The following is a 14,118-nucleotide window of genomic DNA, read 5'->3' as shown; positions in this document are numbered from 1 at the left end:
CGCTGGTCGTGCCGCACGGGCTGCGGCCAGGCGGTCCCGGTCCGCGGGTCGACGGGGGCGGTCTGCTGGGGGAAGCCGTAGCCGGGTGCCTGGGGGGCGGTCTGCTGGGGTGCCCCCGGGTGGGCCGCCTGTTGGTCCGCGGGCGCGGGGCCCGGCTGCGGGAAGCCGTAGCCGGGGGTCCCCGGGGCGGCCGGTTGGGGCGTCTGCTGGTCCTGGGGGAAGCCGTAGCCCGGCGCAGGGGCGGCCTGCGCGGGGGCCTCAGGCTCCGGGGCGGGGGCGGTCTGCTGGGGGAAGCCGTAGCCGGGGGCCTGGGGGGCGGTCGGCTGGGGTGCCCCCGGGTGGGCCGCCTGCTGGTCCGCGGGCGCGAGGCCCGGCTGCGGGAAGCCGTAGCCCGGTGCCGGGGCGGACGGGGACGGGGCGGACGGGGCTGGCGTGCCGGGCCCCGGGAAGCCGTAGCTGCCCGGCTGGACGGGCGCGGGCGCCGGAGCGGGCGCCGCCGGGGCCTCGGCCTGAGGCGGAGCCGGTACGGCGATCCCGGATCCGGCCTGCTGCACGGCCGCGGGCCCCTGCGGCGAGGCGGGGACACCGGGAGCACCGGGGGAGGACCACGCCGAGGCCGCGGGCTGCGGCGCCGGAGGCTGGAACGGCTGACCCGGTGCGGGGACCGGAGCGGGAGACTGGAAGGGCTGCCCCGGGGCGGGAGCGGGGGCCGGGGGCTGGAGCGGCCGGCCTGGAGCCGGTGCCTGCGCGGTCGGAGGCTGGAAAGGCGCCCCCGGGGCGGGTGCCACCGGTGCCTGCTGGGGTACGGCCGCCTGGTCCGGAATCCTGCTTTGCGCGGACGGAGCGGGCTCCGTGCTCGCGGGCCACTGCGGGGCCGGCGCCGGGGCGGCGGGCTGGTAGGCGGGCGGCAGCGGCGGAAGCGTGCCGCCCGGCAGCGGCGGCGGAGCCCAGGCGGGAGGCGCGTCCTGCACGCCCGCCGGCTCCTCCTGTCGGACCCCGGGCACCGCGTCCTGCGGCTCGTCGTCCTGGGGCTTGTCGTCCTGCGGCTCGGCGGGCTCGGAGGACGCGTCCTCAGGAGCGGCGTCCTGGAGTCGGAAGTCGTCGGCGTCGGGGGCATCGGCGTCCGGGCCGGCCGCGTCGTCCGCGGAGCGCGGCGCCACGGCGTCCGCGGCCCGGTCCTGCGCCACCCCGTCGGTCCCTGCCACGGCGGTGCCGGTTTCCTCGACGGCTTCGGCGCCCGGGGAGGCGGCACCGGCGTCGGCCGGGATCGCGCGCTGGGACTGGGAAGCCGCCTCCAGCGACCGATAGGCGAGCACGGGGTCGACGGGGGGAGCGGGCGGGGCCACCGGCAGTGCGGGCGTCAACTGCCCGGAGGGGGCTACGTGTTCGGGCTCGGCGACAGGCGCGCCCGGGGCTTCGTTCTCGTCCGGCTCGTCATCGCCGGCGCCCTGGTCGTCGGCTGAGGCGACAGCGGGTTCGGCCCCGGCCTCCGCCGTGTTCCCCGCCTCCGCGTTCCCTGCGTGCTCGGCCTCCGTGCTTCCGGCGTCCGTGTCCTTGACCGTGTCCGTGACGGCACGGTCGGGGTCACTCGCGGGGGCGTCGGCGTCCCCGGTCGCGGCCTCCTCGGCCGCCGTCCGCTCGGCGATCTCACGCTGGAGCGCGACGGCGGAGAACCGCATCGTCGCGCCGCTCTCCAGGTCCCCGCTCTCCAGGTCCCCGTTCCCGGAATCCGGCGCCTCGGAAGCGGCCACGGGGGCGGCGGGAGCCGCAGGCGTCCAGGGACCCTGGGGAAGACTCGGCAGAACGGTCGGACCGCCGACGACGTCGGAGAGGGGAGCCGGGACGGCCGCGTGGGGCGCCACGACCGGAGGACGGAGCCCCTCGGGACCGTCGACGGGCACGGGACCGGCCACCGAGGCGTCCCCTACGGGCAGGGGACCGGCCGCCGAGGCGTCCACGCCCGGCGTCATTTCCGGGGCCGCCGGTCCAACCGCGGCCACAGCGCCCTCCGGGCTCCCCGCTCCCCGTGCCTCCCCGGGCTCCTCCGCGCTCGCGGAGTCCTCCGGGCCGGTGACGCTCTCCGGACCCGCCGACTCCGCGGACCCCTCGGCCTGCTTCGAGTCCTCCGGAGCCTCCGAGTCCCCCGAACCGCCCTGGGCCGGTACGTCGCCCGGGCCGCCCGGAGCCCCGGCGCTGTCCGAGGCGTTCTGCGTGTACCAGGCGGGCGGCGCGTAGTCGATGGTGAACTCGCCCGTCGTCTCGACGGCGGACTCGGCGTCGGACTGGTCGTCGCCGGGCGTGGCCCAGCCCCCGCGGATCCCGTCCCGATCGCTGTTCACAATTCCTCCTGGTGTGGTCGAACACCCGCACGTCGTGCAGGGCCGACCGTCTGCTTGTCGTCCGCTGACGTTCACGGACGACCGAGGCCGCCCGAAGTCCGTACGGGCCTGCCCGAATTGACCGGCCCCCCGGATAACGCGCGCCCCCCGTGCACGGGTTCAGGCGTCGCGCCCGGTCCCAGCCTAATCACCATGGCTGTTCGCGGGGCAGGCCTGTCCACACCCCCGCCGGGGCCCGTCACGGCACACCCTGCTCAGAAGTGACCCGAACCCGCTCACGATTGACCCCGAAAGCGGACAAACGACGTAACCGCTCGGCCAGTTGCCATACGGTCGCCGGCCCGACGCTCACGCGTGCCCGCTCCGCGTCCCGGGAAGGCCGTCCGGTGCGGGCGGAATACAGGGCGGGCAGACGAAAGGGCCGGTACGGAAGGCTCTCCGTACCGGCCCCGGGTTCCCGCCGGCCCGCTATTCGGCCGGCCCGCCCGCGTGGGGAGCGGGCTCCAGATCGAACTCGCCGTCCCGCGCGCCCAGCACGAAGGCCTGCCACTCGGCCTCCGTGTAGCGCAGGACCGTCCCCGGGTCGAGGGAGGACCGCATGGCCACCGCGCCCCCGGGAAGGCGGGCGATCTCGACGCGCTCCTCGTGCTCCTCGGTGCCCGGCGCGCTCTGCCACTCGGCGTCCGAGATGTCGAGGGCGTAGAGCTCGTCCTTCTCCCGCTCCTTGCGCGCCCTGACGTCGTTCTCCGCTTCCTCGGCCATGTTCCGCCGGCCCCTTCCCCACGTACGAATGACCTCTGCCGTCACCCTAGTGGCCCGGTACCCGCCGTCCGGGAAGGTTCGGAGAGCGGACAGACGTATCCGCCCAGGCTGGTACCCTGTGAAACGGCCGTTTGTGTTTGCACCCCCGGAGCGCTGCTCCGGAGGCCGCGCCCAACGGATCCCCGCCTCCCGAGTCACGGAAGCTCCCCTGAGAATTCGACCAGGGGCACTCGGTGGCAGACACGAGACTACAAGGAGTAAGCGTGCCGCTCGACGCCGCTACGAAGAAGCAGCTCATCAGCGAGTTCGGTCAGAAGGAGGGCGACACCGGCTCCCCCGAGGTCCAGGTCGCCATGCTCTCGCGCCGGATCTCGGACCTGACCGAGCACCTCAAGAGCCACAAGCACGACCACCACTCCCGCCGTGGTCTTCTGATCCTGGTCGGCCAGCGTCGCCGCCTGCTTCAGTACCTGGCCAAGAAGGACATCCAGCGCTTCCGTGCGCTGGTCGACCGCCTGGGCATCCGCCGCGGTGCGGCCGGCGGCGCCAAGTAAGACGCCGTGAAGGGAGCGGTTCCCACATCTTGGGGACCGCTCCTTTTGCTGTATGTGCTGCCGAGGGCGCTCTCTACGTGCGGAGTGTCACCGACGCTTTGTAGTGTGGTAGCACAACGCAATACGCAGGAAACAGCACGTACGAACACAGCGTGACGACGCCGTACCCGCCGGGTAGGGCATCTCACGACAACGAACGAGGAGAAGCGCGCCTCATCGCCGCCGGTCCTCGGTAGTGGCCCCCGGGCGCGAGAGCCCCGGGTGCTTCGATCGAAGACCGGCCCGCACGAGCAGGAGCGCTTCTCCGCCACCGTCCCCCTGCCACACGGGCAGGACGGGACGAAGACGAGGAGAAAACGCTAGTGGAGAACGAGACCCACTACGCCGAGGCCGTTATCGACAACGGTTCCTTCGGCACCCGCACCATCCGCTTCGAGACGGGCCGCCTGGCCAAGCAGGCCGCCGGCTCCGCCGTCGCGTACCTGGACGACGACACCATGGTGCTGTCGGCCACCAGCGCTTCGAAGAAGCCCAAGGACCAGCTCGACTTCTTCCCCCTGACGGTCGACGTCGAGGAGCGGATGTACGCCGCGGGCAAGATCCCCGGCAGCTTCTTCCGCCGTGAGGGCCGCCCCTCCGAGGACGCCGTCCTCACCTGTCGTCTCATCGACCGCCCGCTGCGTCCGTCCTTCAAGAAGGGCCTTCGCAACGAGATCCAGGTCGTCGCCACGATCATGGCGCTCAACCCCGACCACCTGTACGACGTCGTGGCGATCAACGCCGCCTCCGCGTCCACCCAGCTGGCCGGTCTTCCCTTCTCCGGCCCGGTCGGCGGCGTCCGCGTCGCGCTGATCAACGGCCAGTGGGTCGCGTTCCCGACGCACACCGAGCTCGAGGACGCCGTCTTCGACATGGTCGTCGCCGGTCGCGTCCTGGAGGACGGCGACGTCGCGATCATGATGGTCGAGGCCGAGGCCACCGAGAAGACGATCCAGCTCGTCCAGGGTGGCGCCGAGGCGCCGACCGAGGAGGTCGTGGCCGCCGGTCTCGACGCCGCGAAGCCCTTCATCAAGGTCCTGTGCAAGGCGCAGTCGGACCTCGCCGCGAAGGCCGCCAAGCCGACCGCCGAGTTCCCGATCTTCCTCGACTACCAGGACGACGTCCTGGAGGCCCTCACCGCCGCGGTCAAGAGCGAGCTCGCCCAGGCGCTCACCATCGCCGGCAAGCAGGACCGCGAGGCCGAGCTGGACCGCGTCAAGGAGATCGCCGCCGAGAAGCTGCTCCCGCAGTTCGAGGGCCGCGAGAAGGAGATCTCCGCCGCGTACCGCGCGCTGACGAAGAAGCTCGTCCGCGAGCGCGTCATCAAGGACAAGGTCCGCATCGACGGCCGTGGCGTCACGGACATCCGTACGCTGGCCGCCGAGGTCGAGGCCATCCCGCGCGTGCACGGCTCGGCGCTGTTCGAGCGTGGCGAGACCCAGATCCTGGGCGTCACCACCCTCAACATGCTCCGCATGGAGCAGCAGCTGGACACCCTCTCCCCGGTGACCCGCAAGCGCTACATGCACAACTACAACTTCCCGCCGTACTCCGTCGGTGAGACGGGCCGCGTGGGCTCCCCGAAGCGTCGCGAGATCGGCCACGGCGCGCTCGCCGAGCGCGCGATCGTGCCGGTCCTGCCGACCCGCGAGGAGTTCCCCTACGCGATCCGCCAGGTGTCCGAGGCCCTCGGCTCCAACGGTTCGACGTCCATGGGCTCGGTCTGTGCCTCCACGATGTCGCTGCTCAACGCCGGTGTGCCGCTGAAGGCCGCCGTCGCGGGCATCGCCATGGGCCTCATCTCCCAGGAGATCGACGGCCAGACGCACTACGTCGCCCTCACCGACATCCTCGGTGCGGAGGACGCCTTCGGCGACATGGACTTCAAGGTCGCCGGCACCAAGGAGTTCGTGACCGCCCTCCAGCTCGACACCAAGCTGGACGGCATCCCGGCCTCCGTCCTGGCCGCGGCCCTCAAGCAGGCCCGCGACGCCCGCCTCCACATCCTCGACGTGATGATGGAAGCGATCGACACGCCGGACGAGATGTCCCCGAACGCCCCGCGGATCATCACCGTCAAGATCCCCGTGGACAAGATCGGTGAGGTCATCGGCCCCAAGGGCAAGATGATCAACCAGATCCAGGAGGACACCGGCGCCGACATCACGATCGAGGACGACGGCACCATCTACATCGGTGCCGCCCAGGGCTCGCAGGCCGAGGCCGCGCGCGCCACGATCAACTCGATCGCCAACCCGACCATGCCGGAGGTCGGCGAGCGCTACCTGGGCACCGTCGTGAAGACGACGACGTTCGGCGCGTTCGTGTCGCTGCTCCCGGGCAAGGACGGTCTGCTGCACATCTCGCAGATCCGCAAGCTCGCCGGCGGCAAGCGCGTGGAGAACGTCGAGGACGTCCTGGCCGTGGGCTCCAAGGTCCAGGTCGAGATCGCCGAGATCGACTCCCGCGGCAAGCTCTCCCTCATCCCCGTGGTCGAGGGCGAAGGCGACGACGACAAGAAGGACGACACCGACCAGTGACGTCGAGTAGCTCCACGACGACGGCCCGCACCTCTTCGGAGGCGCGGGCCGTCGCCCGTACCCAAACCCTCATCAAGGGCGCGAACGGCATCGGCACGGTCCGCAAGACCACCCTGCCCGGCGGCCTGCGCATCGTCACCGAGACGCTCCCCTCGGTGCGCTCCGCCACGTTCGGCATCTGGGCGCACGTGGGCTCCCGCGACGAGACGCCGTCCCTGAACGGCGCCACGCACTACCTGGAGCACCTGCTCTTCAAGGGCACCTCGCGCCGCAGCGCGCTGGACATCTCCTCGGCGATCGACGCGGTCGGCGGCGAGATGAACGCGTTCACGGCCAAGGAGTACACGTGCTACTACGCGCGCGTGCTCGACACCGACCTGCCGCTGGCGATCGACGTCGTCTGCGACATGCTGACCGGCTCGCTGATCCTCGAGGACGACGTCAACGTCGAACGCGGAGCCATCCTCGAAGAGATCGCCATGACCGAGGACGACCCGGGCGACTGCGTGCACGACCTGTTCGCGCACACCATGCTCGGCGACACCCCCCTCGGCCGCCCGGTCCTCGGTACGGTCAACACCGTCAACGCGCTCACCGCGGACCGCATCCGCCGCTTCTACAAGAAGCACTACGACCCGACGCACCTCGTCGTGGCCTGCGCGGGCAACGTCGACCACAACAAGGTCGTCCGCCAGGTCCGGGCCGCGTTCGAGAAGGCCGGCGCCTTCAAGGACGCGACGGCCGCCCCGATCGCCCCGCGCGACGGCCGGCGCACCATCCGCACCGCGGGCCGCGTCGAGCTCCTCGGCCGCAAGACCGAGCAGGCCCACGTCGTCCTCGGCATGCCGGGCCTGGCCCGCACGGACGACCGCCGCTGGGCCCTCGGCGTCCTGAACACCGCCCTGGGCGGCGGCATGTCCTCGCGGCTGTTCCAGGAGGTCAGGGAGAAGCGCGGTCTGGCCTACAGCGTGTACTCGTACACCTCCGGCTTCGCCGACTGCGGTCTCTTCGGCGTCTACGCGGGCTGCCGCCCGAGCCAGGTCCACGACGTCCTCAAGCTCTGCCGGGACGAGCTCGACCAGGTCGCCGAGCACGGCCTCTCGGACGACGAGATCGGCCGCGCCATCGGCCAGCTCCAGGGCTCCACGGTCCTCGGCCTGGAGGACACCGGCGCGTTGATGAACCGGATCGGCAAGAGTGAGCTGTGCTGGGGCGAGCAGATGTCGGTCGACGACATGCTCGCCAAAATAGCGTCGGTCACCCCGGACGAGGTCCGCTCCATCGCCCGGGACGTCCTCGGACAGCGTCCCTCGCTGGCGGTCATCGGCCCGGTCAAGGACAAGCAGGCGTCCCGGCTGCACGACGCGGTCGCGTAAATCCCGTCTCGGTAAGGAACGAAGCAATGAGCAAGCTGCGCGTGGCGGTCCTCGGTGCCAAGGGCCGGATCGGAGCCGAGGCGGTACGAGCCGTCGAGGCCGCCGAGGACATGGAGCTGGTGGCCGCGCTGAGCCGTGGCGACAAGCTGGAGACGCTGGTCGAGGCCGGCACCCAGGTCGTGGTCGAGCTGACCACCCCGGCCTCGGTGATGGGCAACCTCGACTTCTGCGTCCGGCACGGCATCCACGCCGTCGTCGGCACCACCGGCTGGACCGAGGAGCGCCTCGCGCAGCTCGGCACCTCGCTCGCCGCGTCCCCGGAGACGGGCGTGCTCATCGCGCCCAACTTCTCCATCGGGGCCGTCCTGACGATGAAGTTCGCCGAGGTCGCCGCTCCCTACTTCGAGTCCGTCGAGGTCGTCGAGCTGCACCACCCGAACAAGGTGGACGCCCCGAGCGGCACCGCCACGCGCACCGCCCAGCTCATCGCGGCGGCCAGGGAGCGCGCGGGCAGCGCCCCCCAGCCCGACGCGACGGTGACCGCCCTGGAAGGCGCCCGTGGCGCCGACGTCGACGGCGTCCCGGTCCACGCGGTCCGGCTGCGCGGCCTCCTGGCCCACCAGGAGGTCCTGCTCGGCGGCGAGGGCGAGACCCTGACGGTCCGCCACGACTCCCTCCACCACAGCAGCTTCATGCCGGGCATCCTGCTCGGCGTCCGCCGCGTGGTGACCACCCCGGGCCTCACCTTCGGCCTGGAACACTTCCTCGACCTCGGCTGAGCCGGGGACGTACGACAGTTAGCCGGCAGACATGCGCGCGAAGATCACCTATGCCATCACGGCCGCCGTCCTGGTCGTCTATTTCGTCCTGGTCGGCAGCCGGGGGGTGCTGCTCATCCAGAACGGCACCCTGATCACCGTCACCTTCGGGGTCGCGGTGCTCATCCTGCCGGTCATCGGCGTCTGGTTCCTCTGGCAGAACACCCAGTTCGTCCGGAAGGCCAACCGGCTCGCCGCCGTGCTCGACGCCGAGGGCGGACTGCCCGTCGACGAGCTGCGGCGCACCGAGGGCGGCCGCATCGACCGCGACTCGGCCGACGAGGTGTTCGCCCGCCGCAAGGCCGAGACCGAGGACGCCCCGAACGACTGGCGCAGCTGGTTCCGTCTCGCCGTCGCCTACCACGACGCCCGTGACACCCCGCGCGCCCGCAAGGCCATGCAGCGGGCCATCGCCCTCCACGAGGGCCGGACCCTGGAAGCCTGACCGCCGCTCACGACGAAGGGGCCGGCCCGCAGTCGATGCGGACCGGCCCCTTCGTCATGACGACGTCTCAGCCCCGGCGGTATTCGTCCGCCCACACCTCGACGACGTCCGCCGCCCGGTCGAAAGCCTCCGTACGCGCCAGGAAGTCGGCGTTGTGCGTGGTCATCAGCGGCGACACGTCCGCGGGCGCGCGGTCCTTGGTGATCAGCGTCAGGGCCTGGCCCTGGACCGTGCGCGGCAGCCCGAGCCAGCGCACCGGCTGCTGCGCCGTGCGCACCGCCACGATCCGCTCCCACGGGGTCGTGCGCGTGACGAAGAAGCTCACGTGGCGCAGTCCCCGGGCGCTGACCCACACACCCATGCGCAGCAGACGGAGGGCGCACAGGATGACGGCCGCCGCCCCGGCCATGCAGGCCGCGGCGCCGGACAGGGTCCCGGCCACGGCGATGATCACGGCCGCGACGAGCACGTACGAGGCGAGCAGCAGGACGAGCGCGGCCGCGCCCACCCGCCAGGGGCCGGGCCGGTAGGGGCGGCGCCAGCGGTCGCGGTCGTCGAAGGGGAGCGCGACATCCTCCGCCGCCTCGTCAAAGGCGCGGTCCGCCGTCAGAAAGGGCAGGGGCACGACTGGTCCTCACTCGATCCACGCAGGGGCAGTGCCCGGTGAGGTTATCGAGCCCCCTGCCGGCTCACCACCCTTGGGGGTCCGGAAGGGTCAGCGGCCGTCCGACGCGACGGACTGCTGCGTCTGCGCAGGTGACCCATCCTGTGACAGGGCGGGCATTCCGAGGACCAGTGCTCCGGCTATCCCGGCGACCATGGTGAGGCCGAGGAGCCACCGGCCGGCTATCTGTCCGGCGGTGGACCGCTCGCGGGGCGGGGGAGCGACATTGCTGCGGAACGTGTCGGCTTCGGTGGTGAAGGCGAACGGGACGGACTCGCGCCGACGGAACATGGGCGGTGCTTCTCCTCCGGGGGTCCGCTCGCGGCGGGGCGCCCCCTTACATGGCCGGCCGGTCCGATCCGGGCGACCTGGGTGATCCGGTGGCAAGCGGCGCGAACCTCTCGAACACGCCGCTCCCACTCATACAGACGGCCGAACGCTACAAGAGGTGCCCGGAATCACCGAATTCGCTGAAGTTCGCCGATGAATGTCGCGGCCCGGCACCGAACGCCCCGTTGTCGGTGCCGGGCCGTAGAGTGGTCGCCGCCCGAGCCAGTGATGGGAAGGATCCTCCGCACCGTGACCGACAAACCGGCCGACGACCTCAAGCCCCACTTCCGCAGTGATGTGACCGTCGAGCTGATCAAGCACACGGCCTCGGACGCCGACGTGCTGTTCGCCGCCCGTGTCTCCACCGCGGGGGAGCAGTCGCTCGAGGAACTGCAGAAGGACCCGGAGCGCTCCAAGGGCCTGATCAATTACCTGATGCGGGACCGCCACGGCAGCCCCTTCGAGCACAACTCGATGACCTTCTTCGTCAGCGCCCCGATCTTCGTCTTCCGCGAGTTCATGCGGCACCGCGTGGGCTGGTCCTACAACGAGGAGTCCGGCCGCTACAGGGAGCTGGAGCCCGTCTTCTACGTTCCCGGTGAGGACCGCAAGCTGGTCCAGCAGGGGCGTCCCGGCAAGTACGAGTTCGTCCAGGGCACCCCCGAGCAGCACCGGACCGTCACGGCGGCCATGGAGGAGTCCTACCGGCAGTCCTACGCCGCGTACCAGGAGATGCTGGCGGCCGGCGTCGCCCGCGAGGTCGCCCGCGCCACCCTTCCGGTGGGTCTGTTCTCCTCGATGTACGCCACCTGCAACGCGCGCTCCCTGATGCACTTCCTCGGGCTGCGCACCCAGCACGAGCTGGCGAAGGTGCCGTCGTTCCCGCAGCGGGAGATCGAGATGGTCGCCGAGAAGATGGAGGCGGAGTGGGCGAAGCTCATGCCTCTCACACACGCGGCGTACAACACCAACGGGCGCGTGGCGCCGTAACGCGCCTGCGAGAACCGGCCCCGGCACAGATGTACGGGTCAACCGAGCGAAGTGTCCGTATTGCGGCATTTCGCGAAGTTCATCTAGCCTGATCAAACGGACCCGGCACTGCTTGAACCCCCGAGCAGGCAGTGCCGGGTTCCACCTTTGTCATGCTTTGTCGTGGCCCCCGAGGGCAGACCACGCGGTGAGCAGCGAGTAGCGTATTACCCATGGCTCCGACCTCCACTCCGCAGACCCCCTTCGGGCGGGTCCTCACCGCCATGGTCACGCCCTTCACGGCGGACGGCGGACTCGACCTCGACGGCGCTCAGCGGCTCGCGACCCACCTGGTGGACGCAGGCAACGACGGCCTGATCATCAACGGCACCACCGGTGAGTCCCCGACCACCAGCGACGCGGAGAAATCGGAGCTCGTGCGCGCCGTACTGGAGGCGGTGGGCGACCGCGCCCACATCGTCGCCGGCGTCGGCACGAACGACACCCACCACAGCATCGAGCTGGCACGCGCCGCCGAGCGGGCCGGAGCGCACGGCCTGCTCACCGTCACGCCGTACTACAACAAGCCCCCGCAGGAGGGCCTGTACCGGCACTTCTCGGCCATCGCGGACGCGACCGAACTGCCGGTCATGCTCTACGACATCCCCGGCCGCAGCGGCGTACCGATCAACACCGAAACCCTGGTGCGGCTCGCCGAGCACCCGCGTATCGTCGCCAACAAGGACGCCAAGGGAGACCTGGGCCGCGCCAGCTGGGCCATCGCCCGCTCCGGCCTCGCCTGGTACTCGGGCGACGACATGCTGAACCTGCCGCTGCTCTCCGTCGGCGCGGTGGGCTTCGTCTCCGTGGTCGGCCACGTCGTCACCCCGGAACTGCGCGCCCTGCTCGACGCGTACCTCTCCGGGGACGTCCAGAAGGCCACCGAGATCCACCAGAAGCTGCTCCCCGTCTTCACCGGCATGTTCCGCACCCAGGGCGTGATGACGACCAAGGCCGCGCTGGCCCTCCAGGGCCTGCCGGCCGGACCGCTCCGCGCCCCGATGGTCGAACTGTCGCCCGAGGAGACCACCCAGCTCAAGATCGATCTTGCTGCCGGCGGGGTAGAGCTCTAATCACAGACTTCACAACTGAATACGTATGAACGCAGACCACGGGTCTGCACCCCACACAACAGCTACTGCACGAACGTCACGCGCGCCACGTGCCTTGCCAGGTACGTGGCGTGCGTGGTGAGGAGAGTCTTTTGAGTCATCCGCATCCTGAACTCGGCAAGCCGCCGGTCCTCCCGAAGGGCGGCCTGCGCGTCACCCCGCTCGGCGGTCTCGGTGAGATCGGCCGGAACATGACGGTCTTCGAGTACGGAGGCCGTCTGCTGATCGTCGACTGCGGCGTGCTCTTCCCCGAGGAGGAGCAGCCGGGAATCGACCTGATCCTGCCGGACTTCACGTCCATCAGGGACCGCCTCGACGACATCGAGGGCATCGTGCTCACGCACGGCCACGAGGACCACATCGGTGGCGTGCCCTTCCTGCTCCGCGAGAAGCCGGACATCCCGCTGATCGGCTCCAAGCTGACCCTCGCGCTCATCGAGGCCAAGCTCCAGGAGCACCGCATCCGGCCCTACACGCTCGAAGTGGCCGAGGGCCACCGTGAGCGCGTGGGCCCCTTCGACTGCGAGTTCGTCGCGGTCAACCACTCCATCCCGGACGCCCTCGCGGTCGCCATCCGCACCCCCGCGGGCATGGTCGTCCACACCGGCGACTTCAAGATGGACCAGCTCCCGCTGGACGGCCGCCTCACGGACCTGCACGCGTTCGCCCGGCTGAGCGAGGAAGGCATCGACCTCCTCCTCTCGGACTCCACGAACGCCGAGGTCCCGGGCTTCGTCCCGCCCGAGCGCGACATCCAGAACGTGCTGCGCCAGGTGTTCGCGAACGCCAGCAAGCGGATCATCGTGGCGAGCTTCGCCAGCCATGTGCACCGTATCCAGCAGATCCTCGACACCGCCCACGAGTACGGCCGCAGGGTCGCCTTCGTCGGCCGCTCGATGGTCCGCAACATGGGCATCGCGCGCGACCTCGGCTATCTGAAGGTCCCGCCGGGCCTGGTGGTCGACGTCAAGACGCTCGACGACCTTCCGGACCACGAGGTCGTCCTCGTCTGTACGGGATCCCAGGGCGAGCCGATGGCCGCGCTCTCCCGCATGGCGAACCGTGACCACCAGATCCGGATCGTCCAGGGCGACACGGTGATCCTCGCGTCGTCGCTGATCCCGGGCAACGAGAACGCGGTCTACCGCGTCATCAACGGCCTGACCCGCTGGGGCGCGAACGTCGTCCACAAGGGCAACGCCAAGGTGCACGTCTCGGGCCACGCCTCCGCGGGCGAGCTGCTGTACTTCTACAACATCTGCAAGCCGCGGAACCTCATGCCGGTCCACGGCGAATGGCGCCACCTGCGCGCCAACGCCGAGCTGGGCGCCCTGACCGGTGTCCCGCACGACCGGATCGTGATCGCCGAGGACGGCGTCGTCGTCGACCTGGTCGAGGGCAAGGCGAAGATCTCCGGCAAGGTCCAGGCCGGGTACGTCTACGTCGACGGTCTCTCGGTCGGTGACGTGGGCGAGCCCGCGCTCAAGGACCGCAAGATCCTCGGTGACGAGGGCATCATCTCGGTCTTCGTCGTGATGGACTCCAGCACCGGCAAGCTCACGGGCGGTCCGCACATCCAGGCGCGTGGCTCCGGCATCGACGACTCCGCCTTCGCGGACGTCGTCCCGAGGATCACGGAGGTCCTGGAGCGCTCGGCCCAGGACGGAGTCGTGGAGCCCCACCAGCTGCAGCAGCTCATCCGCCGCACGCTGGGCAAGTGGGTGTCCGACACCTACCGCCGGCGCCCGATGATCCTCCCGGTCGTCGTCGAGGTCTGACCCCCGGTCAGGTCTCAACCAGGAGCGGGCCGCCTCGATTTGCATCGGGGCGGCCCGCTCCAGTACGTTTACGTCTCCGCCCGAACGGGAACCCCGAAGCCTTGCGCTCCGGAGCCGGTCCCCCGACCGGGGCGGGAATTCCGACTCAGAGAATCTGATAAAGTCGGAGTCGCCGGAAAGGGAAACGCGAAAGCGGATTACCTGGAAAGCACCGAGGAAATCAGGTCCTGAAAGATCTGATAGAGTCGGAAACGCAAGACCGAAGGGAAGCGCCCGGAGGAAAGCCCGAGAGGGTGAGTACAAAGGAAGCGTCCGTTCCTTGAGAACTCAAC

General features: G+C 70.7%; 12 protein-coding genes. 8 read left to right on the top strand and 4 right to left on the bottom strand.

Going from position 1 to position 14,118, the window contains the following annotated elements:
- Nucleotides 1-2,339 (bottom strand): SCO5717 family growth-regulating ATPase (locus tag IO36_RS46445; protein WP_280923771.1); only part of this gene is annotated, 2,339 nt, incomplete at its 3' end.
- Nucleotides 2,340-2,807: 468 nt separating this feature from the next.
- Nucleotides 2,808-3,101, bottom strand: a complete 294-nt coding sequence (locus IO36_RS35660) for a DUF397 domain-containing protein (RefSeq protein WP_037626408.1) — start codon at nt 3,099-3,101, stop codon at nt 2,808-2,810.
- 263 nt (nt 3,102-3,364) lie between these two features.
- Here IO36_RS35660 and rpsO point away from each other — a divergent pair, with 263 nt between their 5' ends.
- The 5 genes from rpsO (at nt 3,365) to IO36_RS35635 (ending at nt 8,873) form a co-directional block, all read left to right on the top strand.
- The gene (gene rpsO / locus IO36_RS35655; RefSeq protein WP_037626407.1) at nt 3,365-3,655 is read left to right on the top strand and encodes a 30S ribosomal protein S15; all 291 of its coding nucleotides are present in this window, start codon (nt 3,365-3,367) and stop codon (nt 3,653-3,655) included.
- Between the two features lie 362 nt (nt 3,656-4,017).
- On the top strand, nt 4,018-6,234 hold the full coding sequence (locus tag IO36_RS35650) for a polyribonucleotide nucleotidyltransferase (protein WP_037626406.1): 2,217 nt from the start codon (nt 4,018-4,020) through the stop codon (nt 6,232-6,234).
- A complete protein-coding gene (locus IO36_RS35645) occupies nt 6,231-7,610 on the top strand; it encodes a M16 family metallopeptidase (protein WP_037626405.1) in 1,380 nt (459 codons plus the stop codon). Before IO36_RS35650 ends, IO36_RS35645 begins: the two co-directional genes overlap by 4 nt.
- A gap of 26 nt (nt 7,611-7,636) precedes the next feature.
- Entirely contained in the window at nt 7,637-8,389 is a 753-nt protein-coding gene (dapB, locus tag IO36_RS35640; protein WP_037626403.1) for a 4-hydroxy-tetrahydrodipicolinate reductase, read from the top strand.
- Nucleotides 8,390-8,420: 31 nt separating this feature from the next.
- Nucleotides 8,421-8,873, top strand: coding sequence for a tetratricopeptide repeat protein (locus tag IO36_RS35635; protein WP_037626401.1), 453 nt, complete (start codon nt 8,421-8,423; stop codon nt 8,871-8,873).
- 67 nt (nt 8,874-8,940) lie between these two features.
- Here IO36_RS35635 and IO36_RS35630 read toward each other — a convergent pair whose 3' ends face one another.
- Nucleotides 8,941-9,498, bottom strand: coding sequence for a hypothetical protein (locus IO36_RS35630; RefSeq protein ID WP_037626399.1), 558 nt, complete (start codon nt 9,496-9,498; stop codon nt 8,941-8,943).
- A 90-nt stretch (nt 9,499-9,588) separates the two neighbouring features.
- Complete coding sequence (locus IO36_RS35625; protein WP_037626397.1) at nt 9,589-9,828, bottom strand: hypothetical protein; 240 nt, start codon at nt 9,826-9,828, stop codon at nt 9,589-9,591.
- 288 nt (nt 9,829-10,116) lie between these two features.
- On the opposite strand from IO36_RS35625, the gene thyX reads away from it, so the two are divergent.
- The 3 genes from thyX (at nt 10,117) to IO36_RS35610 (ending at nt 13,786) form a co-directional block, all read left to right on the top strand.
- Nucleotides 10,117-10,857 carry an FAD-dependent thymidylate synthase gene (gene thyX, locus IO36_RS35620; RefSeq protein WP_037626409.1) on the top strand — a complete coding sequence of 247 codons (741 nt, stop codon included), beginning with the start codon at nt 10,117-10,119 and terminating at the stop codon, nt 10,855-10,857.
- 212 nt (nt 10,858-11,069) lie between these two features.
- Nucleotides 11,070-11,969: a 4-hydroxy-tetrahydrodipicolinate synthase gene (dapA, locus tag IO36_RS35615; RefSeq protein WP_037626395.1), complete on the top strand. Its 900-nt coding sequence runs from the start codon at nt 11,070-11,072 to the stop codon at nt 11,967-11,969.
- A gap of 131 nt (nt 11,970-12,100) precedes the next feature.
- Nucleotides 12,101-13,786, top strand: coding sequence for a ribonuclease J (locus tag IO36_RS35610; protein ID WP_037626393.1), 1,686 nt, complete (start codon nt 12,101-12,103; stop codon nt 13,784-13,786).
- Nucleotides 13,787-14,118: the final 332 nt, after the last annotated feature.

Origin of the sequence: Streptomyces aureus (assembly GCF_000725495.1) — a bacterium.
GTDB lineage: Bacteria > Actinomycetota > Actinomycetes > Streptomycetales > Streptomycetaceae > Streptomyces > Streptomyces aureus_B.
This window is presented reverse-complemented; position numbering and strand designations above follow the sequence as displayed.

What these genes read in the sequence shown, in the direction of transcription:
- IO36_RS35660 (WP_037626408.1), bottom strand. Translation starts at nt 3,101, where the DNA reads ATGGCCGAGGAAGCGGAGAACGACGTCAGGGCGCGCAAGGAGCGGGAG.
- dapB (WP_037626403.1), top strand. Translation starts at nt 7,637, where the DNA reads ATGAGCAAGCTGCGCGTGGCGGTCCTCGGTGCCAAGGGCCGGATCGGA.
- IO36_RS35635 (WP_037626401.1), top strand. Translation starts at nt 8,421, where the DNA reads ATGCGCGCGAAGATCACCTATGCCATCACGGCCGCCGTCCTGGTCGTC.
- IO36_RS35625 (WP_037626397.1), bottom strand. Translation starts at nt 9,828, where the DNA reads ATGTTCCGTCGGCGCGAGTCCGTCCCGTTCGCCTTCACCACCGAAGCC.
- dapA (WP_037626395.1), top strand. Translation starts at nt 11,070, where the DNA reads ATGGCTCCGACCTCCACTCCGCAGACCCCCTTCGGGCGGGTCCTCACC.